The organism is Litchfieldella rifensis (assembly GCF_042646605.1).
GTDB classification, from domain to species: Bacteria; Pseudomonadota; Gammaproteobacteria; order Pseudomonadales; family Halomonadaceae; genus Litchfieldella; species Litchfieldella rifensis.
Window position 1 is genome coordinate 84396 of sequence record NZ_JBHRUG010000009.1, and the last position, 24079, is coordinate 108474.

Genomic DNA, 24079 nt, shown 5'->3' on the forward strand with positions numbered 1-24079 from the left:
GACAGGGTGGTAAGGTCATGCGAAACATATTCCGCAGCCGCCGGGCCGTGCGGCCGAGCGAGATTTCGCGCCTGGGCTGGCTGGATATCCTGTGGCGCGTGAGGCGGGAGATGGCCGATGACAACATCACCATGCTCGCCGCCGGCGCGGCGTTCTACGCCTTCCTGGCCGTGTTTCCCGCCATTGCCGCGATCATCTCGCTCTGGGCGTTGGTCCTCGACCCATTGGACATGGCCCGCCAGATCGCCGAGCTGAGCCGCTTCATTCCGCCGGGTGCTGCTTCCATCATCGAGGAACAGGCCAACGAGATCAGTTCCAACACCCGAGCGGGTCTCAGTGTGACGGCCATTGCCAGTTTGCTGGTGGCGATGTACATCGCCTCCAAGGGCATCAGGGGCGTGATCGTGGGGTTGAATGTCGTCTATGGCGAGCAGGAGCGCCGCGGCTTTCTCCACAAGGCGCTGACCGTCTCGCTGCTGACGCTGGGCATGATCGTGCTGACGCTGGTCACTATCCCGTTCATCACGCTGTTTCCCCTGGCCATCGGCATGCTCGGGATCGACAGTACCCCGCTGAGGGTGATCGGCCTGTTGCGCTGGCCGATTCTGGTGCTGGTGATGATGTTCGCCATTGCGGTGCTCTATCGTTATGGCCCCTATCGCTCCCATCCACACTGGGAGTGGATCAGTGTCGGGACCGTCACCGCCACCTTGCTGTGGCTGCTTGGCTCGCTCGGTCTGTCGCTGTATGTGCGCTACTTCTCGAATCTGAGCGAGATCTACGGTTCCCTGGGGGCCGTGGTGGTATTGTTGCTGTGGTTCTGGTTGTCCGCCTTCATGGTCCTGCTGGGCGCCGAACTCAACACCGCGATGGAGCGTCAGGCCCGACGGAATACCACGACCGGCACACCGCGGTCGGTGGGGCGGCGCAGCGCTCATGCCGTGGATGCCGTCGGCGAAAAGCGCCCTTGAACGGGGTCTCCCCTCAGTGAGGTGGTATTGGCCACTGCTGCCATTGCCTCGGACATTGGCTGCCGGACTCCAGAGGTAGACGCTGGTCTGACAATGGGCCGTCTTGCTATCATGGATAAATGAACAGTATCTCGCATGCTGGACCGGTAACGGCCTCCCTCGACGATCCCTTCTACTATCTGGCGAACTTCCGTTTCGTGCTGGCTTGGGTCGCCGAGCGTTACGGCGACCTGTTGAGCGATGCCGAGCGTGCCTTCCTGGCGGACTTTGCGCGCCTGCCGCGTCCCTCGCAGGCACTACTGGTGCGGATGGTGATGCGCAAGGGCACCTGCTTTCGCACCGGCAAGCTGCGTTATGCCGAGATCGGCGATCCCGAGGCCGCCCTGGCGCCGCTGAACGAAGGCGGTTGGGTAGAAGTCGATCCCGAACTCGACCTCGAGGCGCTGTTCGCACTGCTGACCAAGGCCGAAATCGTTCAGGCCCTGAGGCACGAGATTGCCGCGGCCGGATTGCCTGCCAGCAGCGGCAAGGCGGTGCTGCGCGAGGCGTTGGAGGCGCTTCGGCTTTCACCGCGCCCGCTCTCCTCCTGGTGGTCGCAGGCCCCGGACCGGGTAGTGGAATTGACCCAGATGGCGATCTGCGATCGGCTGCGTCTGATGTTCTTCGGCAATCTGCGCCAGGACTGGGCGGAGTTCGTACTCGCCGAGCTTGGTCGGCAGCGCTTCGAGACGGTCGAGCTGTCGCGTGAGTCCCGCGCCTTCCAGACGCGGGAGGAGGTGGACGCTTACCTGGAGCTGCATCGGCTGCGCGAGCATCTGGAAGAGGGCGAGTCACCGCAGGCGCTGTGGCAGGAGATGCCGACGACGCCTGCCAATCCCTGGCTCGAAGCACGCCGCGCCAAATTGCTGTTCCAGTTGGCGCGCGAGGCCGAACGCCGCCAGGAACACGTTCTGGCGCTGACGATCTATCCCGACTGCGGCCATCCCGAAGCTCGGGTGCGGCACCTGCGCCTGCTCGAGCGTCGCGGCGAGTTCGTCACCGCCCACACTCTGGCCGAACGGGCCGGGAAAGCCCCGCGCAGCGAGGCCGAGTCGCAGGCCCTCGAACGCCTGTTGCCGCGCCTGCGTCGCCGCCTGGGGCTGCCACCTGCCCCCCGGCCGCCGGAGCCCCGCATCGAGCGTCTCGAATTGTGTTTGCCGCCGTCAGCCGCAGGCGTCGAGGCGGCGGTGTGCGAGCATCTGAGCAGTGAGCGTGCCCCGGTCCACTACGTGGAGAATACCTTGATCGGCGGTCTCTTCGGCCTGCTGTGCTGGCGGGCAATCTTCGCCCCGTTGCCGGGCGCCTTCTTCCATCCGTTCCATACCGGCCCGGCGGATCTCGACCGCGAGGATTTCGTGGCGCGGCGTCGCGAAGTGTTCGACGCCTGCCTGGGAGAGCTGGACGATGGCCGCTACCGGGACAGTATCCGCCAGACCTACCGAGCCAAACAGGGAGTGGCCTCGCCATTCGTGCACTGGCCGCTGCTCAGCGAAACGCTGCTGGAACAGGCTCTGGTCAGCCTGCCCGCGACCCATCTGAAACGACTCTTCGAACGCCTGCTGTGCGATCTCAAGGCCAATCGTGCCGGGCTGCCGGATCTGATCCAGCTGTGGCCGCCGGAGAAAGGGGAACCGGGGTGTTACCGGATGATCGAGGTCAAGGGGCCGGGCGACCGCCTGCAGGACAACCAGCGCCGCTGGCTGGCCTTCTTCCATCGGCACCAGATGCCGGTGACGGTGTGTCACGTCACTTGGCAGGACGGCGCGAGGTGAGCAAGCCGAGGGGATACCGGGTCGCGGTGCGGGCGCTGTGTGAGTTCACCGCCCGGAGCGGCGATCTGGATCATCGCTTCACACCGTCGCCCTCCGCTCGGGAAGGGATCGCCGGTCATGCCCTGGTGGCCGAACGGCGTGGTGACGGTTACCAATCCGAGGTGGCGTTGTCCGGCGAGTACAGGACGCTGAGCGTCAACGGTCGTGCCGACGGTTTCGATCCTGCAATCAACTGCCTGGAGGAGATCAAGACCTACCGGGGTAGTCTGGAGCGTCTGGGCGACAATCAGCGAGCGCTGCATTGGGCGCAGGTCAAGGTCTATGGGGCATTGCTGTGCCAGGAGCGCGAACTGTCGGAAGTGACCCTGGCGCTGGTCTATCTGGATATCGCCACCGGCCGCGAGACACGGCTCACCCAGCAAGCCACGGCGGAGGAGCTGCAGGCCTTCTTCGTCGCGCAGTGCCAGCGCTTCTTGGCCTGGGCCGAGCAGGAAGTCGCACACCGTGAGCGGCGCGACGGCGCGCTGCTTGAGATACGCTTCCCCCACTGCGAGTTTCGCCATGGGCAACGAGCCCTGGCCGAAGCGGTCTACAAGGTGGTGAGCACCGGGCGCCACCTGCTGGTCCAGGCGCCCACCGGGATCGGTAAGACGCTCGGCACGTTGTTTCCCGTGCTCACCGCGATGCCGCGCCAGGCGCTCGACCGTGTGTTCTTCCTGACCATGAAGACACCGGGGCGACGTCTGGCGCTGGAAGCGCTGACGACCCTGGGCGTGGTCCGCGAGGACGAGGAGGGGGCACTGCCGTTGCGGGTACTGGAACTCATCGCCCGCGACAAGGCTTGCGAGCACCCGGACAAGGCCTGCCATGGCGAGGCCTGCCCGCTGGCCCGCGGCTTCTATGACCGACTGCCGATGGCGCGACAGGCGGCCATCGACAGGGGTGGGCTTCTTGATCGGATGGCGTTGCGCGAGGTGGCGCTCGAGCATGATGTCTGTCCCTACTACCTGGGGCAGGAGCTGGCGCGCTGGTGCGACCTGGTGGTGGGTGATGTCAATCACTACTTCGACCTGAACGCCATGCTGCATGGCCTGGTCCAGCTCAACCAGTGGCGAGTCGGAGTTCTGGTGGACGAGGCCCACAACCTGGTGGAGCGCGCCCGCGGCATGTACAGCGCCACGCTCGACCAGCAACGCGTCAATGCGCTGCGCCGTCAGGTGCCGCCGGCGTTAAGCAAGCCCCTGGGGCGGGTCGCCAGGCGCTGGAGCGAGCTGCTCAAGGATGTTGGTCTCAGTGAGCTGAAATCGCGAGAGGCTCCGGAATATCGAGTGCTGGAGGCGCCGCCCCAGGGCATGCTCAACACCTTGCAGCAGGCCAGCTCGGCGATTACCGATTACCTGAGTGAGCATCCTACCGGCGTGGATACCGGCTTGCAGGAGTTCCTGTTCGAGGCCCTGCACTTCTGTCGCCTGACAGAGCATTTCGGCGAACATTCGCTGTTCGACATTAATCGCCATGGTCGCGGACGGGCGGTACTCACGCTGCGCAATGTCATTCCGGCAGACTTCCTGGCTCCGCGGCTGGCAGCCAGTCGTTCCACAGTGCTGTTCTCTGCGACCCTGAGCCCGAGTCATTATTATCGCGATCTGCTGGGTTTACCGCTGGAAGCTCTCTGGCTCGAGGTCGAATCGCCATTCGTCAGTCATCAACTCGACGTCAGAACTCAACGGGCGATCTCCACGCGTTTCCGGGATCGCGATGCGTCGATCGCTCCCATCGTTGCCACTCTGGCCGAGCAATATCGCCGCCGACCAGGCAACTACCTGGCCTTCTTCAGCAGCCTCGCCTATCTGGAGGCGGTTCTTGAGCATTTCCGAACCGAACATCCGGACATCGTTACCTGGACCCAGACCCGTGGCATGCGTGAAGCCGAGCGCCAGGCATTCATCGACGGCTTCGTTCCGGGTGGCCGGGGGATTGGCTTTGCCGTGCTGGGTGGCGCTTTCGCCGAGGGGATCGACCTGCCTGGTGAGCGACTGATCGGTGCTTTCATCGCCACCCTGGGCATGCCGCCTTTCAATGCGGTCAATGAGCAGCTCAGGGCGCGCATGGAGGTCCGCTTCGGTTGTGGTTACGACTACACCTATCACTATCCCGGGCTCACCAAGGTGGTGCAGGCCGCTGGCCGGGTGATCCGCGACCCAGAGGATCGCGGGGTGGTGGTGCTGATGGACGATCGCTTCACCAGGGCGGAGGTGAAGTCGCTGTTGCCGGGGTGGTGGAACCTTTGAACCGGATCCCGGGGGATGGCCGGAGGCATCCCCGGATCAGCGGCGACGGCAGATCATCTGGATCGGGGCAATGATTCCCCGCTCCAGGTTCGCAATCATGTTCGCTATCTTCTGTGGCGCTTGCGGTCCCAGATGAACGTGAAGCCCGAGTGGGGGAGGTCCGCTTTCCGCAATGCGCGTCCTGATGCGATGGAAGAACTCGAGAGCCGGGTCGCGTCGGTCTTCTTCCGCCGTCACCTCGAAACCGGCTGCCTCCAGTGCCTGCCGGTAGGCGGCCAGGGAGGCGAGAAACGACATCTCCGGGGTATCGGCCCAGGCAACCGGAAATGACAGGTCGCTCTCCCCGGTACGCATGACCTCGTAGACGCCGAAAACGCCGTCCTGCTTGACCACCCGCGCCGCTTCGGTGCAGAGGCGGTCCTTGTCCGGTACGTTCATCCCCACATGCAGCAGTGTGGCGGCATCGAAGCTCGCGTCATCGAAAGGCAGGTCCATCGCGCTGCCTACACGGAACGTCACACGGTCCGCCAGGCCTACCATCCGGGTCAGTGTCTCGGCAACGGCGACGTACTCGGGCGTCAGGTCGATCCCCGACACCGTGCAGTGGTATTGGTGGGCGAAGAATCGTGCTGGCCCGCCGATTCCGCAGCCGATTTCGACGAGCGACATGCCCGGCCTGAGTCCCATCTGCGAGGCGAGGTGTACAGTGGCCTCATGGCCACCCATGTGGAATTCATCGACAGCAGCCAGGTCCTCGATCTGCACGTTGTCCAGGTCGCGTCCCATGGCGGCCAATCCGTCGAGGATCGTACGCTCCAGTGAACCGTGGCTCCAATGCTGGGCCACGCCTTCTTCTATGGTTGCCATCTTGTATTCCCTCTTCTAATTGGCGGGATTGACAGCGGTGTTTCTCAGCGTGATTGCCACCTTCTCAGTATTGGCCTCCGTGCGGCCGATGAAAAGTTCCATGATGGTACTTACGCCCCACGGCGTTGGCAGCCGTAGCCGATGATGGGGACTGAGTCGGGGCCCTCAGGTATCTTGCCGTTCCTGGGGGACGTTGCCGTGCCGTGGTGTCGTGGTGGCGACTTCTTCGTCCGCTTCGTACAGGGCTTCGAGTTCGCGGGCGGCTTCCTGAACGGTCTGGATCAGCTTCTTCTCGTTGCCGAAGACCTCGAGCTGACGCATCAGCGCTTGCTCGTCATGGGGGCGGAAGGTGTCGATGGTGTGCTGCGCCTGTTCGCGCGGGATGCCCAGCTCGATCAGCACGTCGCGGGTCAGCTCCAGGCTAGCGGGGAGCAGTTCGCGTACGATGTTATGGATGCCGGCACGCATCAGCAGATGGGCATGGTAGCGATTGCGGGCTCGGGCGAAGATACGCAGATGCGGAAACTGGCGCTTGGCCTGTTCGACGATGGGCATCGAGGCCTCGATGTCGCCCACTGCCACCACCAGTACGCGGGCTTGATCGGCGCCGGCGGCACGTAGCAGATCGACGCGCGAGGCATCGCCGAAATAGACCTTGTTGCCGTAGCGGCGCACGAATTCCACGTGATCGGCATTGATGTCGAGCACCGTATAGGGGATCTTCAATCCCTGCAGCGCTCGCCCCATGATCTGCCCGAAACGCCCGAAACCGGCGATGATGATCTGGGGGGAGTCGTCCACGGGGTGGTCATAGACCGGCTTGGGTTTTGAGGTCCCGAACAGCGGTCGAATCCAGCGCACATGGATCAACAACAGCACCGGGGTGGTAGCCATCGACAACGAGATCACCAGTACCAGCAGGCTCACCAGCCCCTGATCCAGCAAAGCGGCACCACCCGCTGCGGTGAGGACCACGAAGCCGAACTCACCGCCTTGGGAGAGCAGCACGCCGAGATTGCTCGCCTCCTTCCAGCTGGTGCCGAACAGTCGCGCCGCCAGCACCATGCTTAGCCCCTTGCTGGCCACCAGGCCGAGAGTCAGGACGAGGATCATCAACGGTTGTTGGGCCAGCAGCCCGAGTTGGGCGGTCATGCCCACGGCCATGAAGAATAGCCCCAGAAGTAGACCGCGGAAGGGTTCGATGTCCGCCTCGATGTTATGGCGGTATTCCGAGTCGGCGAGCAGGATCCCGGCGATGAAGGCGCCCATGGCCATCGACAGCCCGGCGAGTTCCATCAACAGCGCGGCGCCGATCACCACCAGCAGGGTGGTGCCGGCGAAGACTTCGCGACTGCGGGTGCTTGCCGCCAGGCGGAACAGCGGGCGCAGCAGGTAGCGGCCGCCGACGATCAAACCGGCGAAAGCCCCCGTCCCGAGGGCGACCTCACTCAACAGCGGGGTCATGCCATCGGCCATCAGCGAGCCGGCGGCGAGAATGGGAATGATCGCCAGGACCGGGATCGCCGCCATGTCCTGAAACAGCAGCAGCGCGAAGGCGTTGCGCCCATGACGCGTTTGCAGTTCCTTGCGCTCACCAAGCAGGTGCAGTACCAGCGGTGTGGAGCACAGCCCCAGGCTGAAGCCCACCACCAGCGCCGCAACAAGGGAAAGGCCAAGCCACCAGGCACCAAAGGCAAGTACCACGGTGGTCACGACGACCTGCAGGCTGCCGAAACCGAATACCGCTTTGCGCATGATCTTCAGGCGTGCCGGTTTCAGTTCCAGGCCAATCACGAACAGCAGGAACACGATGCCCACCTGCGAGAACTGCAGCACCCCTTCGGCATCCGGCACCAGCCCCAGCACCGACGGGCCGATCACCACGCCGGCGGCCAGGTAACCCAACACCTCGCCGAGCCCCAGCCACTTGAAGACCGGTACGATCAGTACCGCTGCAGCGAGGAAGATTGACGCATTGAGCAGTAGTTCAATTGCCACTTGGCGCTCCTTGGGGCCCCGGCAGGAGCCAGTTTCATCGCGTCGATTCTACATGACGCCATGGCCTTTCTTATTGATAAAGCAAAAGTCGAGCCAATGGACGGCGCTTGTGTCGATGATGACGTATGCCGCCGAGTCGTCGAAAATGTTCATGTAAAGGTTGTCTTGCGACTGCAACGCCGGGACACCCGGAGGGAGATAGCACGATGCGACTCAACGCCGATTTCTCCGAACGCGTGGTGATGACCCCCGATGCGTACCACTGGGTGGACTCACCGACGCTGGGCGTGCAGCGAATGATGCTGGATCGTATCGGTGAGGAAGTGGCCCGCGCCACATCACTGGTACGCTATGCGCCCGACAGCCGTTTCCCGGCTCATGAGCACGGCGGTGGCGAGGAGCTTCTGGTGCTGGAAGGCGAGTTCGCCGACGAACATGGCATCTACCCGGCGGGCACCTACCTGCGCAACCCCATCGGCACCTCGCACGCGCCCAGGGCGGGCCGGCAGGGCACCCTTCTCTTCGTCAAACTGCACCAGTTCTCCCCCCGGGACACCGCACGCAAGGTCATCGATACCCAGGCTCGACCTTGGCAGTCCGGGCCGGAGGAAGGCCTGATGACGATGCCGCTGCACGACTTCGACGGGGAGCATGTGGCCTTGGTGAAGTATGCTCCCGACACTCTTTGCGAGCTGCATATCCACCGGGGCGGAGAGGAAATTCTGGTGCTGGAAGGCACCTACCATGATGAGCATGGCGCCTACCCCAAGGGAAGCTGGCTGCGCAACCCGCACCAGAGCACGCATACTCCTTTTACTGAAGAAGACGGGGCGCTGGTCTATGTGAAGAGCGGCCACCTGATGCCCGGTTGAGCCCTTTCACCAGGTCGGCGCCGCGCTCGGCCGGCTTAGGCAGGTCGGTCGACGCGGCGCGGGTTTCAGCCGACTTCAGGCATGCACGACGCCCTGCGGCGTCCAGGTGACACGAGCGAAGTGGGCATGGCCATCGTTCCACTCGAGCGGGATGGACGCCTCCTCGGTCTTGACCGTACTGCTGCCATACTCTGCCTCGTGATACTCGAAGCCCTCCGGCAGAGTGACCCGAGCGCGGTGGAGTTCGCCGGTTACGGGGTTGCGGATCGGTTCACCCCTGCCCTCGACGATGCCGGGTACGGCAATACGGCCGGTGCGCGCGTCCACGTCCGCCTGAAAATCGATGGGGCTCACGATGGGGTCGAAGTAGGTGTCGATCACATTGCTGAACACATTGAATACCGTGGCGCCGGGCTCGGTTTCCTCGCCCCTGAAGAGCGCCGTCAGCGCCTGGCGCTGATCCTCTGTCGTGCGGTCGTCCAGAATCAGCTGCGCCTGTCCTCGGCCTTCATGAATAGCGCCCGGCCAAGCGAGCAAGCCAACGAACACCGCCCCGTCTAGCGATGTGGTACCGAAGTGGCCTCGGTCAATGCGCATTCCGACCGCTGCCCGGCAATCGCCGTGGGTCGGCAGGGCATTGAACTGGCAAGGACAACTGAAATCGCAGTTACAGGTCGTGAAGTCGGTCGCTTCGATCTTCCAGTCCACGGGTGACATCTCGTCCTCCTGCGCCGCTAGGCGCTTGGCAATGCGACGGAAGTGTCGCTGATGCCTACAGGAACAGGAACCAGTTGCAGCCATCCATCGGCGCGCTGGCACATGTTTCCGCCGTGGCTTGCGTCCTTGTTGCCACTGACGAGTCTGCGACTTGCTGGGGTATAGGGTAAGAGCCAAACTGACCATGACCGGTCCATTCAGCTCAGGGAGGCCGGACAGATGGGGATCAAGCCCGGGACCACGCACATCAGTATCGTTGCCCTACCGGAGTCGATGGCAACGCCGATTCACGGGTTGTATGAGACGCTGATGATGCTCGAGGCAGTGGATCGCAATGTGTCCGAGGATGGGACACGCCTGTTCGAGATCGAGGTTGTCGGGCCCGCTCCCGGCATTCTGCGTGGCGCCTGTGGGCTGCCTCTCGATGTCCATCGTGCGATATCCGATGTTCGCCGGACCGATATCGTGATCATCACCTCGATGTTCTTCGATGACGAATGGATCATCGGGCGTCATCCGGAGATCGTGGCCTGGCTCAAGGATATGCACGATCGTGGTGCGAGCTTGTGCTCGGCCTGTGCAGGGGCTCTGCTGCTGGCGGAAACCGGACTGCTCGATGGCCGGGAGGCCACTACCCACTGGGCCTTTGCCCCGACCTTCCGCAGGAATTTTCCGACGGTTCGGCTGCGTATCGAGGAGGTACTCGTCACCGCGGGCCCTCGCCATGAGTTCGTGATGTCCGGTGCCGCCAGCTCGTGGCAGGATCTGATCCTCTATCTGATCGCTCGTCATTCCGGTCCGACCACGGCCCAGGCCATCAGCAAGTTCCTGCTGTTTCCCTGGCACGAGGCTACCCAGGCCCCCGATATCTCCTTCACGCCATCCGATGACCATGGCGATGCCGTCATCCGTGCACTGCAGGCCTGGTTGCGCGAGCACTATGCGATCATCTCGCCGGTGGATGAGATGGTGCAGCGTTCGGGATTGCCCGAGAGCAGCTTCAAGCGCCGTTTCCGTAATGCCACCGGTTACTCACCCTTGCACTATGTGCAACACCTGCGCGTGGAAGAGGCCAAGACGCTTCTGGAACGTACCGACATGCCGATCGACCAGACCTGCTGGGCCGTGGGCTACGAGGAGCCGGCTTTCTTTCGCCGCCTCTTCAAACGGATCACCCGGCTCACACCCGGCCAGTATCGACGCAAGTTTCATTTTCCGTCCCTGGCCATGGTCACCGCTGAGCAGGAATACGCTTAGCGCAAAACAGCGTGTCACGGGAGGTCGGGCAATGGGTCGCAACATCGTGAAATCTCATCCCCTGTCGTCAAGCCTGAACCGTCGCCAGATGCTGCGTCTGGCCGGGGCGGCTGCCGTTATCGCATGGTGGAGTGGCGGGGTAGGAACGGCCGACACGGTGGCCGCCGACGATACGAGTACTTGCGTAGCCAGGCCTCGCCAGACGGAGGGGCCCTATTTTGTGGATACCCGGCTCAAGCGTAGCGATATTCGTTCGGAACCCGGTGGTGGCCCCCGCAAGCCGGGCGTACCGGTGACGCTGAGCTTCCATGTCTCTCGGTGGGAGGACGGAACTTGCACCCCGTTACCGGGCGCCGTGATCGATCTCTGGCAGTGCGATGCCCTGGGCGTCTACTCCGGGGTGCGTGACTTCGCCGGGCGCTTCGATAGCCGCGGACAGGCATTCCTGCGCGGCTATCAGGTGAGCGATAGCGCAGGACGTGCGCGCTTCGTGACGATCTATCCCGGCTGGTATCCGGGGCGCACGGTGCATATCCACTTCAAGATCCGTACCGACCCGGACGCCGCGCGCGGCCTGGAATTCACCTCGCAGTTGTATTTCGACGATGTCCTTACGGACCGGGTCCATGCCCAGCCTCCCTACGCGGAGAAGGGGCAGCGCGACGTGCGTAATGCCAGGGACGGGATCTACCGGCGCAGTGGCGGAGACGAGTTGGTGCTGGCCTTGACCGAAAGCGGAGAGGGGTTCGAAGGTCGATTCGCCATTGTCCTGGAAGGGGCGTGACGGCACTGGGGGAGTCTGGTGGCCGGCTGTTGCGATTGTGCCGAATCGTCGAATCATGCTACTTCTGGCACCCGAAGGAGTTCGCCAAACGGCAAAGGAGCATGCATATGGGTATCGAAGTGGGCGGCCTGTTGGGCCTGATCTGGCTGGTCATCGTTATCTGGGCCATCGTCAAGACTGCCAAGAGTTCGGCCGGTCCCATCGCCAAGCTGCTATGGATCCTGATTCTGCTGTTCTTTCCCTTGGTGGGTCTGATCATCTGGCTGTTACTGGGGCCCAAGGGGTAGCCAAGGCGTGTCCTCCGACGTGCAGAAAAGGGCAGGCCCATCGGCTTGCCCTTTCTCCACTCGGATCAACGTGCGCCGGCGGTGTTGAGTCACTTGGGCTATCAGGGGTCGTAACTGCTCTCGGTCATGGTTTGTCCTTGGGTGCGCCTTCATCGCACTTCTTGCACTCCAGCAGGAGCCCGAGCATGGTCGTTCGGCCTTCCTCGCTCATGACCCAAGAGCGCTCGATAAAGGGAGGCTGGTGGCGGACATGCTGGAAATGGCCACATGCCAACTCTGCCACCCAGTGGTTCTCGTCGTCCTGATGATAGCTGATGATGGGTTGTTTCATGACGGTCGGAAGGTTGCCTGCGGGAGCCCCGGGCCGTGCTTCATCTAGCCCCGGCGCCGTGAAAAAACGTTCCTCTTTGCTTCCGAATAGGCTGCTGCCATCTCCGTGCAGAGGTCAAATTCTGCTCGGCGGCTCTCCGGCAGGATGGCGCTCGGGTGCTCATCGGCTCAGGTGGGAGCTTCGCCTTGCACCTGTCACGGATGAAGGACGATAAGCGCCACAAGCGGTCGCTCTATGGACCCTGCGTGGAGGTATCGTGCGGGATGTTGAACCCCTTGTGAAGGGTGTGGTCGACACATGGAAGGCATCGAGGCATGGATCGTCGAGCGGGATGCCGAAGGACGGGTCGGCGGAAAAGCCCGAGTTATTTCAGAGTGGATCGTTATCCACATGGGAACAGGTACTTTGGGAAAGAATAATTGACCAACACTTTGATACCTTCTCGCTCGACATGGTGAGGCCGGGAGCCCGTCCATGCTAAGGGAGGAGGCGAGTCTGTTGTTGGCAATATTCAAGCATCGACAATCAAGGCTTTCTAGGAAGGAGCGCCTGATGCCAATCGTGAAAATATTAAGGCCGCATCAATATATCAAAAACGGATTCGTATTGATCGGTCCCTTGTTTTCCCACCAATGGACATTGATGACCTTGTCCCAGGCACTGCTGGCTTTCTTGGCATTTTGCTGTATCGCCAGTGCCGTCTATGTGCTGAACGACATTGTCGATATTGAAGCCGATAGGGAGCATCCGGTAAAACGCTATCGCCCCTTGCCCAGTAGAGAAATTTCGCTGACCTCCGCTAAGTGGCTGCTGGCCATATTGGTCATCGCTGCACTGCTGTTGTCTCTTTCTGTCAGCCATTGGGTGCTTATCTTTGTCGCCACCTATTTCTTCATGAACATTGTGTACTCCTGGAAATTGAAGCATATCGTGATCCTGGATGTGTTTATCATTTCGGCAGGATTCATGCTGAGAATTCTTGCCGGTACCGTGGGACTGGGGATTACACCGTCCGAATGGCTTTTGCTCTGCGGGTTGATGGTGACCCTGTTCCTGGGCTTTACCAAACGGCGTGCCGAACTACTCATGCTGGAATCGACAAAGGCCAATGAGAGCTTGGCTCGACGCGTATTGGATGATTACAGCCCCGCTATGCTGGAGCAGTTCATTGCAGTCACGGCGGCTTGCACGATCATCAGTTATGGTTTGTACACCGTATCGTCAACCACTGTGGCCCTGCATGGCAGCACGGATTTGATTTATACCTTGCCATTCGTGGTGTATGGCATCTTTCGCTACCTGTTTCTGTTACACCATCGGGAAAAAGGTGACGATACGGCGAAAGAGCTGTTAACCGACAAGCATCTATTGATCACGGTGCTGGGATGGGTGATGGCCACCCTGTGGGTGCTGGCATGACGCAGCGACAATTCAACGGATGGCGCCTGCGGGCGTTGATCCTTTCGATCATGATCGCTACCGCCGGGTATCTGGCTTTCTCGCTGTGGGGAGGCTGGCAGGAGGTGGTCGCTGCCTTTATTCGCATTGGCGTGATCGGCACCGTCATCGCTCTTGGCATGTCGTTGGTCAACTATAGTTTGCGCTTTATACGCTGGCAGTTCTATCTATCACAACTTGGGTACATGGTGCCGTGGTCCCCTAGTCTGCGTATCTACCTGAGTGGTTTTGCCCTGACCACTACCCCGGGCAAGGCAGGCGAGGCCTTCCGAGGCATATTGCTCAAGCAAAGAGGGATTCCCTTTCCCTCGACATTCGCCGCGTTCCTCAGTGAACGGCTTTCCGACTTGGTAGCGGTGGTGTTGCTGACCCTGCTGGGATTGGCCCAGTACCCTCAGGCACGGGGGCTGGTGCTGGCGGGGCTAGCCGGTATCGTGATGGTACTGGCCTGTCTTTCCAGTCAGCGCCTGCTTTCCCATCTCAACACTTGGGCGAAGAGTCGGACCGGCAAGGTGGGCGGGCTGGTCGTGCACCTCACCGACATGCTTCAGGATGCTCGGCGTTGCCATGGACCCCGGCTACTGGTGCTGGCTACCTTCCTCAGTGTGATGGCTTGGGGTGCCGAAGCGCTGGCATTCTATTGGGTGCTCATGTGGCTGGGCGCCGACGTCTCGCTGTCCTTCGCTGTCTTCGTCTATGCTCTGTCGATGCTGGCCGGGGCCCTGAGCTTCCTGCCCGGTGGTCTCGGTGGCGCTGAAGCCGTCATGGTGTCGCTTCTGGTGGTAAAAGGCATGACGATGCCGGCCGCCATTGCTGCGACGGTTTTTATACGCCTGGCCACACTGTGGTTCGCTGTCGTGATCGGGCTGGTTGCCCTGTACAGCAGTCGTCATGGGGAGGCCGTCGCATCATGAAGGCGCCACTGTCCTGGAATCGCTTTCCTCGTGTCCAGCCTGACAAGGTGCATCATCTTGGGCACTGCAAGACGGCGTTGCCAGAAGTGGACTGGCCACTACTGGCCTATGGCAATGGACGTAGTTATGGCGATGTATGTCTGACCGAGTCGGGAACGCTGCTGTTGACGCGAAGGCTGGATCGCTTCATGGCGTTCGATCCGAATTCTGGTGTTCTGCGTTGTGAGTCAGGCGTCACCCTGGCCGAGATTCTTTCCCTGGTGGTTCCTCAGGGTTGGTTTCTGCCCAGCACGCCCGGTACCCGCTATGCCACCGTGGGTGGGGCATTGGCCAATGACGTGCATGGCAAGAACCATCACGTTGCCGGCACCTTCGGGCATCATGTCCGCCGCTTCGAGTTGGTGCGTTCCAGCGGGGAGCGGTTGGAATGCACGCCTGACCAGCATGAAGACTATTTCCGCGCCACCATCGGTGGCCTGGGACTGACGGGACTGATCAGCTGGGTCGAGTTTCAACTGCTGCCCATCCAGAGTCCCTGGATGTGGGTAGCATCCCAGCGCTTTGGCAATCTCGACGAATTCTGGTCGCTCAATCGTCAGGCCGAGAGCCAGTGGCCTTATACGGTGGCATGGATCGACTGTCTGGCCAGCGGCAAGGCCAGGGGGCGTGGAATCTTTCTGGCAGCCCAGCATGCTCCTCCCCAGGCCACGCTACCCGCCTTCCAGGAACGTAGCAGGCGCATCGCGCTCGATCCTCCCGTTTCGCTGATCAATAACCTGAGCCTGCGTGTTTTCAATGCCCTGTACTACCGTCAGCGGGTCAAGCCTCAAGGAACACTGCAGCATTACGTGCCGTACTTCTACCCGCTGGATGCGATCCAGGATTGGAACCGGATCTATGGGCGGAGGGGGTTCTTCCAGTACCAATGCGTATTGCCACCCCACCAGGCACAGGAAGGCATAGCGGAACTGCTGAATACCATTGCTGCCAGTGGTCAGGGGTCATTTCTGGCCGTACTGAAGACCTTTGGTGAAAAACCGTCACTGGGCATGCTGTCGTTTCCCCGGCCCGGCACCACGCTGGCACTGGATTTCTCCAACCGAGGAGAAAAGACCTTGCGTCTGCTGGCCTCCCTCGATTCCATCCTGCGAGACACCGGTGGTGCCCTGTACCCGGCCAAGGATGCCCGCATGCCGGCCGATCTGTTCCAGTCCGGCTTCCCCGAGTGGGAACGCTTTGCTGATTATGTCGACCCTGCTTTCTCATCACGTTTCTGGCGTAGAGTCACCTCATGAATTCACTCAAGCGCGTTATCATCTTTGGCGCCACCTCGGCCATCGCGGAACAGTCCGCCCGGCGACTGGTGGCCAGAGGAGCCTCGGTCTACTGCATCGGGCGCAATGCCACCAAACTCGATGCCATGGTCTGTGATCTGCGGGTCAGAGCCTCGGACGCCCAGCGCATCGATGGCAAGGTGGCGGACCTGCTGGATACCGCCGACCATGGGCATTTGCTCGATGCTGCCGAGCATTTCCTGGGCGGTGTGGATGCCGTGCTGATTGCCCATGGCACCCTGCCGGATCAGAAGGCATGCGAGGCATCATTCGAGCAGACCCGCAAAGAGATCGATACCAATGCCGTCAGTATCATCAGCCTGCTGACCCTGCTGGCCAACCGTCTTGAGCAGCAGCGTTCGGGGGTGATCGCCGTGATCAGCTCGGTGGCCGGCGACCGGGGGCGCCAGAGTAACTACGTCTACGGGGCCGCCAAGGGCATGCTGTCGATCTTCCTTCAGGGCCTGCGCAATCGCCTATCACGTAGCAATGTGCATGTGGTGACCATCAAGCCTGGCTTCGTGGATACCCCCATGACCGCTGCGATGGACAAGTCGGGCGCGCTGTGGGCCAAGCCGGAACAGATCGCGGAAGGTATCGTCAAGGCAATGAGCCAGGGCAGGGGGGAAGTCTACCTGCCCTGGTTCTGGTATTGGATCATGCTGATCATCCGGCATATTCCCGAGTTCGTCTTCAAGCGGATGTCCCTGTGAACACGACCCCCGTCGCCTTCTTCGACTTCGATGGCACTCTGACCACCGGCGATACCCTGCTGCCTTTCCTGAAATACGTGGTAGGGGCGCCGACCTATTACACCAAGCTGGCCTTGCTCAGCCCGGTATTGGGAGCCTATGCCACCAAACTGCTGCGTAACGATATCGCCAAGGAAATTGTGCTCAGACAATACCTCGCCGGATATCCCCTGAAGGAACTGCAGGATATCGGCAAGCGATTCAGCGAAGAGATCGTCCCCACCATGTTGCGGCCTGAGGGTATCGAACGACTGGCGTGGCATCAGGCCCAAGGCCATGACTGCGTCCTGGTGAGCGCATCACTGGATGTGTATCTGAAGGAATGGGCGGAGTGCCAGGGCTTTACAGCGGCATTGACGTCAAGCTTGAGACAGGATGAGTATGGCAAGGTGACAGGGCACTTGAATGCCGCCAATTGTTTTGGTTGGGAAAAATGTCTAAGAATCCAGGCTTGGATGGATAAACGAAAACCTGATATGACGTATGCGTATGGTGATTCCAAAGGCGACATACAAATGCTCCAGAGCGTTAATGAAGGTTGGAGGTACGATGCAAGAAGTAATCGCTTTTTAAGAACATGAGTATTTTATAAAAGTTATTGTGACTGATGCTCTCACTTGAGTATCTGTAATTTTACCTTCGAGGGTTGCTGTGTGATTGTCGGGAAAAAGGGAGGCTTGCAATGAGCAAGTTGGTGCTTGGAGGCAGTGGGAGGTTGTCCACCGTGAAGTCAAGGTGGCTGGAATTTTTACCGGCTCTCTTTTTTCTCGCCTTTGCCATTATCCTGGCCGTGCACGTGGGGGAGTATGGGTTCTGGCGTCACGATGCATGGGGATACACGAAGTCCGAGTTTCTGGAGTTTTCTGAAAACGCCAGGTGGCTTGCCCCCATCTTTCACTCCGTCACGAAAGATATGCCTCATTACCTGGCCTGGCTGCTGTGCATGGCGATGGCATGGGGTTATGGATACGTGTTCTTGAACAGGTTCCTCGCTGGGAGTCAACTGGAGAGCAAGACATTCCTCTATGCGGTACCGTTCGTCGTCATTTTTCAACCGGGACTCATGGAGCAGCTTGGTTGGCCGATTCATACCCTGGCTGCGATCTTTTTACTTTTTTTGTTCTCCTTGCTCTCTCGAAACAAGGCAAGTTGGCTGTTGAGTGGTATTGCCACCATTCTTGTGTTTGGAATCCTCCAAACGTTTGCCTTCTTGGCGGTGCTGCTTGCCGTTCCAAGCTATAAGACCCTGTTGCATATGAAAAAGGTAAAAGTGGTAATGACCTTTTTCGGTATCTTGATTTTCTGGGGCTTTTCCATCCTCGTCTCCTGGCTCATTTCGAAGCTCGCTCAGTATGTGTATTTCGGAAGCTTGCCGGGGCTTCCTGAATGGCGGAGTGCTCACCCAGTGAAGTCGCCGCTCGACCTGTACAACAATGTTATGACCAACCTGGCTGACTTTGTTGAACATGTGACCTTTATCTATTCTCCCTGGCTATTGCTGACGGTGGTTGCCATTTTTGTCTTATTGGGAGTGGCTCTTTTCGTAAAGCGGAAGCTGCAAGAACTTGTCATTGCTTCCTTGCTGTTGGTGTTGGGGACATGTTTCCTGCTTTCGGTCTATGTCTTTACCGCTCCCATGGGGACGATCATAGCGGACAGGACAACGTTCACATTCGGGGTGGCTTTGTTCCTGGTGGCCATTGCTTTTTACGTGGCAATGAGCTCGCTTGATTTGGATAAGAAATGGATTTTTCCGGCATCCATTGCTTTTGTTCTTCTTGTTTCGATAAAGCCGATGTATTTGTCATATATTAATGTAAGATGGTATACGGCTTTTACATCGGATTTCGTGAATGCATTACTAGAAGTCGAAGAGGGGAGCTCTCGAAATCTGAAGGGCGTGGTTGTCGAAATCAGTGAGTACGCGGAAAAAATCGAATGGGATCGGTGGCCAATTGACTATTCCCATGTGCGGCCGGACAGATACAAGTTCATGGAGAGCTTGAATAGTCCAGGCCGGCTGGGAAGGGCCTTCTATGAGCTTGGCTACGACGAGGTGCATTTCTGCGGGGGCAAGGAGCCAGGAGATCCCGGGAAATGCAAGCTGGTGGAAGGCGTGTCGTTTGAAAGGTGCGCAAGGAGCAATCCGAGGATCTGCTCAGGGGGGATATCCGATAACGGATACTGGCTGCTTAGATTCTGAGTGCCAGGTGTCGCGCGCCAATTCCGCCCCGTGACTCGCTGATGATCGAGCACTCGATGGTGGGCATGACAACGCCCCGCCCGGCAAAGCCGGACGGGGCGTCTTATCAGGGTCCCGACACCATGACGCGACCAAGCGTCATGCGAATACGGCGTCAGCTCGACGGCCGCGGGCTTACAGCGGGCTCTCCGCTGGTCTGGCCGGCGGCACCCAGCTCGGACTGGGTCGCGACGGCTTCGCCCTGCTCCCGCCAGAGACGCCGCTCTTCTTCGCTGGCGCGAGGTGAGAACAGGCCGGTCTGCGCATAGATCAGGCCGATCACCGGGGACAACCAGCAGGCGAAGGCCAGCGGAATGTACAGCAGGTTCTCGACATTTCCCTCAACGATGCCGAGTCCGAGGGCGCTGATCACGAAGGCCCCGCCGGCATTCCACGGAATCAGCGGCGAGATGAGGGTGCCACCTTCCTCGATGGCGCGCGACAGGTTCAGGGTCGAGTAGCCCAGGCCCCGGTAGGTGGGGGCGTACATGCGGCCGGGCAGGGCGATGGAGAGGTACGGGTCGCCGGCGACCAGGTTGGTGGACACCGAGGTCAGCACCGCGGCTGTCTGCACCCCCTTGAAGCTGTGCACCTTGGTCATGATCGCCCGGATGATCGTTTCCAGGCAGCCGGTCTTTTCCAGCGCGCCGCCGAAGCCCAGTGCGATGAGAATCAGTGAAATGGTCCACATCATCGACTGGATGCCACCGCGGTTGAGCAGGCTGTCGATGGCGCCGATGCCGGTCTCGATCGAATAACCGCTGTTGGCATAGGTGAGCAGGTCATGCACGCCGACACCTTGAGCGATCATGGCGGTGACCGCACCGGCCAGGGCGCCGGCGAACAGCGACGGAATGGGCGGCATCCGCTTGACCGCGAGCACGATGACGAGCAGCGCCGGCAGCAGCAGCCAGACCGAGATGGTGAAATTCGCCTGCAGCGCGGTGGTGATGGCCTCGATCCTGTCGAATGAGGCGACACCGTCGTCGATCAGGGTGAAACCGGCCACCAGGTAGATGGCGAAGGCGATCAGCATCGCCGGGATCGTCGTCGGCATCATGTTCTTGATATGCGAGAAGACGTCCGTGCCGGTGACCGCCGGAGCGAGGTTGGTGGTATCCGAGAGCGGCGAGATCTTGTCGCCGAAGAAGGCGCCTGACACCACCGCGCCGGCGGTCCAGTACATCGGGATATCGAAGCCCGCGCCGATGCCCATCAGGGCGAGGCCCACCGTACCGACCGTGCCCCAGGAGGTACCCAGCGACACCGAGACGATCGAGCAGAGCAGCATGGCCGCCGCCAGGAAGATGGTTGGCGAGAGGATCGTCAGTCCGTAATAGATGAGTGTCGGTACGGTGCCACTGGCAATCCACACGCCGATGATCATGCCAACGCATATCAACACCGAGACGGAGGGCAGGGACACGTGGATGACGTGAAAGACGCCTTCTTCGATCTGTTTCCACCGGAAGCCGAGCTTGACGCCGACCAGTGCTGTGATCGCCAGGCCGATGGCCAGGGGAATATGGGGGGTGAAATCGCCGAAATAGAACAGTTGCACCCCCAGTACCAGCAATGTCAAAACGACGGGGGTGAGCGCCAATATCAAACTTGGCTGCTTATAGCTTATTGGATCTTTTGGATTTGTCATGTCAATCACCTTCGGGTTGGTGTGCGTTGTTTTTGCTTTGCTTGATTAAGCAATACGCAGCTTTCCGAGATTCATCGATCGACTCTCGATCGATGAAGGCGATAACGGGAGTTGCTTGCTAAGTTGTTGTCAGTCATGCGTATTCACCCTTTGCCGTCAGATATCGCGAACCCCGTCCAGAGGGCTGCAATGTCACCGTGACCGGTGTCGAGGGCGGTCGCATTGCCATATCTGACTATCGTTGTTTCATCTTCGTAGCCCTCTTGGCTCATTGTTAGTCATAATGGCTAGGAATTGGCTCCAAATAACACTAGAATGGTTTACTTTTGTCCTCAAAATAAAATAAAAGCAGGCAATATGGCTAACAAGATGGAGCGCTTAGACCGCATAGATCGCCGCATTTTGCAGCAACTTCAGGAACATGGGCGCCTTCCCATCGTGGAATTGGCAAATCGGGTGAATCTCACCAAGACGCCTTGCGCGCAGCGCGTACGTCGACTCGAACAGGCCGGTTTCATCCGCGGCTATCGTGCCGATCTGAACCCGGAGCAGCTCGGTGCGGGCCACGTACTGGTGGTGCTGGTAACACTGGACAAGACGAGCGAGGACGCCCTGGATCGATTCAATGCGGCGGTGCGTCTTATCCCCGAAGTGCAAGGCTGCTACATGGTGGCGGGGAATTTCGATTACATGCTGAAGGTGAGAACCCACGACATCTCGCATTATCGTGCGGTGCTGGGTCAACAGATCGGCAGGCTGCCGAATGTCCACCAGACGCACTCCTTCGTCGTGATGGAGCTCGTGAAAGACGAAGTGACGGTGCCGGTTCCCATCGATCACGCCACCTGGCCGGAATAGCTCACGAGTACCCGGCGGGCGCTAACGCCAAAATGGTGGTTGCGCCGCGGCCCTGTCGCCGTCCACCTTGAGAAAGGGAACGTCATCGGGAGGGCTGGAACGGATGCGACGGGGATTCGAAGGATCGGGCCTGGGTGGCCGAGGCGGTATGTCCCTGGTCACCCTGCTGCTGGTCCTCAATGGCTTGATCTTCCTGGTCGAGCTCGCCATGCCACGCCTGATGTTCTTCCATTTCGCGCTCTGGCCTCTGGGGGGCTCGGAGGGGGCCTCCTTGCCCGCCAACATGCCGGTGGGGGAGTTCCGGCTCTGGCAACTGCTGAGCTATGCCTTCCTGCACGGCAGTGTCTTCCACTTGTTCATCAACATGTTCGTGCTGTGGATGTTCGGTAGCCCCCTCGAGCGCGCCTGGGGCACGCAGCGCTTCGCCCTCTACTATTTCCTCTGCGTGCTGGGCGCGGGGGCGGTGCAGCTACTGGTGGTCTCGGCGGGACAGTTCGCCCCCACGGTGGGGGCCTCGGGGGGCGTCTACGCGCTGTTGCTGGCCTTTGGCATGCGCTACCCCAACCAGTACATCCTCTTGCTGATCCCGCCGATCCCGATGAAGGCCAAGTACTTCGTGATCGTCATCGGCCTGGTCGAGCTCTGGTCCGGGATCGCTGGGACTCGCCAGGGGGTAGCCCATTTCGCTCATCTCGCCGGCATGCTGTTCGGCCTGATCCTGATACTCTCCTGGCGACAGCGCCCACCGCCCTCCCGATAAGGGAGATGATCGCTGACTTCAGGCTCGGTCGCGCCACCGCCGCGCGCACGAGGGCCGCGCGGCGGTGGCGTCATGGGTCAATGTGTGTGCAGGTTCATGCCGCGCGACTGACGGCTGAAGCGAACCGGCGGGCGGTACTTCTCCTCTTGGGAGGCCCGCTCCGGTGCCGGTCGCACGTACCAGCCCCGATGAATCGCCCAAGCCTTCAGCTTGCGATAGTCGAGCAGGGGGTGTTCCCGGGTGTGGGGGTTGGGAGACGAGGAGGGGAAGGCGTTGGCCACATGGGAGTAGTGGGCCAGGGCGACCACGTCGTCATGGGCCGCCAGGGCGAGGTCCAAGGCCGATTGCCACGCCTGGGTGTCGCGATGTGTGCTGCTTTCATGGGTTGCATGCATCGGATTGCCCTCGGTTGGTGCGTCTGAAGAGAGGCCTCGCCCGGGCGGTGGGCGCTGCCAGGGTCATGAAAAACGCCCCATCCGTTGCCGGGTGGGGCGTCGCCATATCAACTCGAAGGAGCCTTGTAGTGGCCGGGGATCTTGACCTTTTCCCCGTTGGGAAGATCGCGAACGTGCGTGGGCACGTAGACGCGTTTGATGACACTTTTCGATTCCGTCATATCACTTCCTCCGTGCTTGCTAATTCAGGATCTTCCTCTTGCTGGCCACGGTCAATCCCAGCTCAGCGCGCCGCCGACCTGATATTCGGTGACGCGGGTCTCGAAGAAGTTCTTCTCCTTGCGCAGGTCGATGATCTCGCTCATCCACGGGAAGGGGTTCTGCGCGCCGGGGAATTGTTCCTTGAGGCCGATCTGGGCCAGGCGGCGGTTGCAGATGAAGTGCAGGTACTCTTCCATGATGGCGGCGTTCATGCCCAGGACGCCACGCGGCATGGTATCGCGTGCATAGGCGATCTCGAGCTCGGTGCCTTCGAGGATCATCTGGGTCACTTCGTCCTGGAACTCCGGTGTCCACAGGTTGGGATTCTCGATCTTGATCTGGTTGATCATGTCGATGCCGAAGTTCAGGTGCATGGACTCGTCGCGCAGGATGTACTGGAACTGCTCGGCGACGCCGGTCATCTTGTTGCGCCGGCCCATGGAGAGGATCTGGCTGAAGCCGCAGTAGAAGAAGATGCCTTCGGTGACGCAGTAGAAGGCCACCAGGTTGCGCAGCAGTTCCTGGTCGGTCTCCGGGGTGCCGGTATGGAAGTCCGGGCGTGCCAGCGACTGGGTGTGCTTGAGGCTCCAGGCGGACTTGGCGGCCACCGAGGGCACCTCGCGGTACATGTTGAAGACTTCGCCTTCGTCCATGCCCAGCGATTCCACGCAGTACTGGTAGGCGTGGGTGTGGATGGCTTCCTCGAAGGCCTGGCGCAGCAGGTACTGGCGGCATTCGGGGTTGGTGATCAGGCGGTAGACCGCGAGCACCAGGTTGTTGGCCACCAGCGAGTCGGCGGTGGAGAAGTAGCCCAGCGAGCGCTCGACGATGAGCCGTTCGTCCGGGGTCAGGCCGTCCTGGCTCTTCCACAGCGCGATATCGGCGTTCATGTTCACTTCCTGGGGCATCCAGTGGTTGGCGGTGCCGTCCAGGTACTTCTGCCACGCCCATTCGTACTTGAAGGGCACCAACTGGTTGAGGTCGGCACGCGCATTGATCATGCGCTTGTCGTCGACCTCGATGCGCGCGGCACCCATCTCGAGCTCTTCCAGGCCGGCGGCCACGTCGAGCTCCTCCAGGGATTGCCGGGCGCGAGCCAGGCGCTCGGTATCTGCCGGGCGGTACTGGCTTTGGTAGTGTCCCTGGCTTTCCGCCACGTGCTCGACTTCATCGGCCTGGGCGGCCGGTTGGGGGGCGGGCTCGGGCGTCTTCGCCGCGCTAGTGGCTACCGCAGTCTCGTCTTCGTGAAACTCTTCCCAGTTAAGCAT

Annotated in this window: 23 protein-coding genes; 16 read left to right on the top strand and 7 right to left on the bottom strand. The window is 60.7% G+C overall.

Annotated features, from left to right (window positions below):
* Nucleotides 1–17 precede the first annotated feature (17 nt).
* The 3 genes from ACFOEV_RS03870 (at nucleotide 18) to ACFOEV_RS03880 (ending at nucleotide 5073) form a co-directional block, all read left to right on the top strand.
* Nucleotides 18–971 carry a YihY/virulence factor BrkB family protein gene (locus ACFOEV_RS03870; RefSeq protein ID WP_386771793.1) on the top strand — a complete coding sequence of 318 codons (954 nt, stop codon included), beginning with the start codon at nucleotides 18–20 and terminating at the stop codon, nucleotides 969–971.
* 119 nt (nucleotides 972–1090) lie between these two features.
* The gene (locus tag ACFOEV_RS03875) at nucleotides 1091–2782 is read left to right on the top strand and encodes a VRR-NUC domain-containing protein (RefSeq protein WP_386771795.1); all 1692 of its coding nucleotides are present in this window, start codon (nucleotides 1091–1093) and stop codon (nucleotides 2780–2782) included.
* Nucleotides 2779–5073 carry an ATP-dependent DNA helicase gene (locus ACFOEV_RS03880; RefSeq protein WP_386771797.1) on the top strand — a complete coding sequence of 765 codons (2295 nt, stop codon included), beginning with the start codon at nucleotides 2779–2781 and terminating at the stop codon, nucleotides 5071–5073. Before ACFOEV_RS03875 ends, ACFOEV_RS03880 begins: the two co-directional genes overlap by 4 nt.
* A gap of 36 nt (nucleotides 5074–5109) precedes the next feature.
* On the opposite strand, the gene ACFOEV_RS03885 is transcribed toward ACFOEV_RS03880, so the two are convergent.
* Nucleotides 5110–5940, bottom strand: coding sequence for a class I SAM-dependent methyltransferase (locus ACFOEV_RS03885; RefSeq protein ID WP_386771799.1), 831 nt, complete (start codon nucleotides 5938–5940; stop codon nucleotides 5110–5112).
* Nucleotides 5941–6105: 165 nt separating this feature from the next.
* Complete coding sequence (locus tag ACFOEV_RS03890) at nucleotides 6106–7938, bottom strand: monovalent cation:proton antiporter-2 (CPA2) family protein (protein ID WP_386771801.1); 1833 nt, start codon at nucleotides 7936–7938, stop codon at nucleotides 6106–6108.
* A gap of 206 nt (nucleotides 7939–8144) precedes the next feature.
* Here ACFOEV_RS03890 and ACFOEV_RS03895 point away from each other — a divergent pair, with 206 nt between their 5' ends.
* Nucleotides 8145–8810, top strand: coding sequence for a cupin domain-containing protein (locus ACFOEV_RS03895; protein ID WP_386771803.1), 666 nt, complete (start codon nucleotides 8145–8147; stop codon nucleotides 8808–8810).
* A 75-nt stretch (nucleotides 8811–8885) separates the two neighbouring features.
* On the opposite strand, the gene ACFOEV_RS03900 is transcribed toward ACFOEV_RS03895, so the two are convergent.
* Nucleotides 8886–9527, bottom strand: coding sequence for a DUF1326 domain-containing protein (locus ACFOEV_RS03900; RefSeq protein ID WP_386771805.1), 642 nt, complete (start codon nucleotides 9525–9527; stop codon nucleotides 8886–8888).
* A 219-nt stretch (nucleotides 9528–9746) separates the two neighbouring features.
* Here ACFOEV_RS03900 and ACFOEV_RS03905 point away from each other — a divergent pair, with 219 nt between their 5' ends.
* From ACFOEV_RS03905 to ACFOEV_RS03915, 3 genes are all read left to right on the top strand, one after another.
* Nucleotides 9747–10784, top strand: a complete 1038-nt coding sequence (locus ACFOEV_RS03905) for a GlxA family transcriptional regulator (protein WP_386771807.1) — start codon at nucleotides 9747–9749, stop codon at nucleotides 10782–10784.
* A 31-nt stretch (nucleotides 10785–10815) separates the two neighbouring features.
* On the top strand, nucleotides 10816–11568 hold the full coding sequence (locus ACFOEV_RS03910) for an intradiol ring-cleavage dioxygenase (RefSeq protein ID WP_386771809.1): 753 nt from the start codon (nucleotides 10816–10818) through the stop codon (nucleotides 11566–11568).
* 107 nt (nucleotides 11569–11675) lie between these two features.
* A complete protein-coding gene (locus ACFOEV_RS03915; RefSeq protein WP_386771811.1) occupies nucleotides 11676–11855 on the top strand; it encodes a PLDc N-terminal domain-containing protein in 180 nt (59 codons plus the stop codon).
* A 124-nt stretch (nucleotides 11856–11979) separates the two neighbouring features.
* Here the strand turns inward: ACFOEV_RS03915 and ACFOEV_RS03920 are convergent, their stop codons facing one another.
* A complete protein-coding gene (locus ACFOEV_RS03920; RefSeq protein ID WP_386771813.1) occupies nucleotides 11980–12186 on the bottom strand; it encodes a DUF3565 domain-containing protein in 207 nt (68 codons plus the stop codon).
* 297 nt (nucleotides 12187–12483) lie between these two features.
* Here ACFOEV_RS03920 and ACFOEV_RS03925 point away from each other — a divergent pair, with 297 nt between their 5' ends.
* The 7 genes from ACFOEV_RS03925 (at nucleotide 12484) to ACFOEV_RS03955 (ending at nucleotide 18847) form a co-directional block, all read left to right on the top strand.
* Nucleotides 12484–12609: a hypothetical protein gene (locus ACFOEV_RS03925; protein ID WP_386771815.1), complete on the top strand. Its 126-nt coding sequence runs from the start codon at nucleotides 12484–12486 to the stop codon at nucleotides 12607–12609.
* 129 nt (nucleotides 12610–12738) lie between these two features.
* Nucleotides 12739–13605 (top strand): decaprenyl-phosphate phosphoribosyltransferase, encoded by an 867-nt coding sequence (locus ACFOEV_RS03930; RefSeq protein ID WP_386771817.1) that lies wholly within the window; start codon nucleotides 12739–12741, stop codon nucleotides 13603–13605.
* Nucleotides 13602–14558 carry a lysylphosphatidylglycerol synthase transmembrane domain-containing protein gene (locus tag ACFOEV_RS03935; protein WP_386771819.1) on the top strand — a complete coding sequence of 319 codons (957 nt, stop codon included), beginning with the start codon at nucleotides 13602–13604 and terminating at the stop codon, nucleotides 14556–14558. Before ACFOEV_RS03930 ends, ACFOEV_RS03935 begins: the two co-directional genes overlap by 4 nt.
* Nucleotides 14555–15853, top strand: a complete 1299-nt coding sequence (locus ACFOEV_RS03940) for an FAD-binding oxidoreductase (RefSeq protein WP_386771821.1) — start codon at nucleotides 14555–14557, stop codon at nucleotides 15851–15853. Before ACFOEV_RS03935 ends, ACFOEV_RS03940 begins: the two co-directional genes overlap by 4 nt.
* Entirely contained in the window at nucleotides 15850–16605 is a 756-nt protein-coding gene (locus ACFOEV_RS03945) for an SDR family oxidoreductase (RefSeq protein WP_386771823.1), read from the top strand. The genes ACFOEV_RS03940 and ACFOEV_RS03945 overlap by 4 nt, the downstream gene beginning before the upstream one ends.
* Nucleotides 16602–17225 carry an HAD-IB family hydrolase gene (locus ACFOEV_RS03950; protein ID WP_386771825.1) on the top strand — a complete coding sequence of 208 codons (624 nt, stop codon included), beginning with the start codon at nucleotides 16602–16604 and terminating at the stop codon, nucleotides 17223–17225. Before ACFOEV_RS03945 ends, ACFOEV_RS03950 begins: the two co-directional genes overlap by 4 nt.
* Nucleotides 17226–17326: 101 nt before the next feature.
* Nucleotides 17327–18847 carry a hypothetical protein gene (locus ACFOEV_RS03955; protein ID WP_386771827.1) on the top strand — a complete coding sequence of 507 codons (1521 nt, stop codon included), beginning with the start codon at nucleotides 17327–17329 and terminating at the stop codon, nucleotides 18845–18847.
* Nucleotides 18848–19001: 154 nt separating this feature from the next.
* Here ACFOEV_RS03955 and nhaC read toward each other — a convergent pair whose 3' ends face one another.
* On the bottom strand, nucleotides 19002–20537 hold the full coding sequence (gene nhaC, locus ACFOEV_RS03960; RefSeq protein ID WP_386771829.1) for a Na+/H+ antiporter NhaC: 1536 nt from the start codon (nucleotides 20535–20537) through the stop codon (nucleotides 19002–19004).
* A 357-nt stretch (nucleotides 20538–20894) separates the two neighbouring features.
* Here nhaC and ACFOEV_RS03965 point away from each other — a divergent pair, with 357 nt between their 5' ends.
* Both ACFOEV_RS03965 and ACFOEV_RS03970 read left to right on the top strand, forming a co-directional pair.
* Nucleotides 20895–21395: an Lrp/AsnC ligand binding domain-containing protein gene (locus ACFOEV_RS03965; protein ID WP_386771831.1), complete on the top strand. Its 501-nt coding sequence runs from the start codon at nucleotides 20895–20897 to the stop codon at nucleotides 21393–21395.
* A 148-nt stretch (nucleotides 21396–21543) separates the two neighbouring features.
* Nucleotides 21544–22155 carry a rhomboid family intramembrane serine protease gene (locus ACFOEV_RS03970; RefSeq protein WP_386771833.1) on the top strand — a complete coding sequence of 204 codons (612 nt, stop codon included), beginning with the start codon at nucleotides 21544–21546 and terminating at the stop codon, nucleotides 22153–22155.
* Between the two features lie 77 nt (nucleotides 22156–22232).
* Here the strand turns inward: ACFOEV_RS03970 and ACFOEV_RS03975 are convergent, their stop codons facing one another.
* Nucleotides 22233–22550 (bottom strand): hypothetical protein, encoded by a 318-nt coding sequence (locus ACFOEV_RS03975; protein WP_386771835.1) that lies wholly within the window; start codon nucleotides 22548–22550, stop codon nucleotides 22233–22235.
* Between the two features lie 272 nt (nucleotides 22551–22822).
* Nucleotides 22823–24079 carry a ribonucleotide-diphosphate reductase subunit beta gene (locus ACFOEV_RS03980; RefSeq protein ID WP_386771837.1) on the bottom strand — a complete coding sequence of 419 codons (1257 nt, stop codon included), beginning with the start codon at nucleotides 24077–24079 and terminating at the stop codon, nucleotides 22823–22825.

Excerpts from the sequence above, each read along its gene's own strand:
- ACFOEV_RS03955 (WP_386771827.1), top strand. The coding sequence starts at position 17,327 with ATGAGCAAGTTGGTGCTTGGAGGCAGTGGGAGGTTGTCCACCGTGAAG.
- ACFOEV_RS03870 (WP_386771793.1), top strand. The coding sequence starts at position 18 with ATGCGAAACATATTCCGCAGCCGCCGGGCCGTGCGGCCGAGCGAGATT.
- ACFOEV_RS03900 (WP_386771805.1), bottom strand. The coding sequence starts at position 9,527 with ATGTCACCCGTGGACTGGAAGATCGAAGCGACCGACTTCACGACCTGT.
- ACFOEV_RS03945 (WP_386771823.1), top strand. The coding sequence starts at position 15,850 with ATGAATTCACTCAAGCGCGTTATCATCTTTGGCGCCACCTCGGCCATC.
- ACFOEV_RS03895 (WP_386771803.1), top strand. The coding sequence starts at position 8,145 with ATGCGACTCAACGCCGATTTCTCCGAACGCGTGGTGATGACCCCCGAT.
- ACFOEV_RS03935 (WP_386771819.1), top strand. The coding sequence starts at position 13,602 with ATGACGCAGCGACAATTCAACGGATGGCGCCTGCGGGCGTTGATCCTT.
- ACFOEV_RS03980 (WP_386771837.1), bottom strand. The coding sequence starts at position 24,079 with ATGCTTAACTGGGAAGAGTTTCACGAAGACGAGACTGCGGTAGCCACT.
- ACFOEV_RS03965 (WP_386771831.1), top strand. The coding sequence starts at position 20,895 with ATGGCTAACAAGATGGAGCGCTTAGACCGCATAGATCGCCGCATTTTG.
- ACFOEV_RS03925 (WP_386771815.1), top strand. The coding sequence starts at position 12,484 with ATGGAAGGCATCGAGGCATGGATCGTCGAGCGGGATGCCGAAGGACGG.
- ACFOEV_RS03905 (WP_386771807.1), top strand. The coding sequence starts at position 9,747 with ATGGGGATCAAGCCCGGGACCACGCACATCAGTATCGTTGCCCTACCG.
- ACFOEV_RS03920 (WP_386771813.1), bottom strand. The coding sequence starts at position 12,186 with ATGAAACAACCCATCATCAGCTATCATCAGGACGACGAGAACCACTGG.
- ACFOEV_RS03930 (WP_386771817.1), top strand. The coding sequence starts at position 12,739 with ATGCCAATCGTGAAAATATTAAGGCCGCATCAATATATCAAAAACGGA.
- ACFOEV_RS03970 (WP_386771833.1), top strand. The coding sequence starts at position 21,544 with ATGTCCCTGGTCACCCTGCTGCTGGTCCTCAATGGCTTGATCTTCCTG.
- nhaC (WP_386771829.1), bottom strand. The coding sequence starts at position 20,537 with ATGACAAATCCAAAAGATCCAATAAGCTATAAGCAGCCAAGTTTGATA.
- ACFOEV_RS03910 (WP_386771809.1), top strand. The coding sequence starts at position 10,816 with ATGGGTCGCAACATCGTGAAATCTCATCCCCTGTCGTCAAGCCTGAAC.
- ACFOEV_RS03940 (WP_386771821.1), top strand. The coding sequence starts at position 14,555 with ATGAAGGCGCCACTGTCCTGGAATCGCTTTCCTCGTGTCCAGCCTGAC.
- ACFOEV_RS03975 (WP_386771835.1), bottom strand. The coding sequence starts at position 22,550 with ATGCATGCAACCCATGAAAGCAGCACACATCGCGACACCCAGGCGTGG.
- ACFOEV_RS03875 (WP_386771795.1), top strand. The coding sequence starts at position 1,091 with ATGAACAGTATCTCGCATGCTGGACCGGTAACGGCCTCCCTCGACGAT.
- ACFOEV_RS03915 (WP_386771811.1), top strand. The coding sequence starts at position 11,676 with ATGGGTATCGAAGTGGGCGGCCTGTTGGGCCTGATCTGGCTGGTCATC.
- ACFOEV_RS03885 (WP_386771799.1), bottom strand. The coding sequence starts at position 5,940 with ATGGCAACCATAGAAGAAGGCGTGGCCCAGCATTGGAGCCACGGTTCA.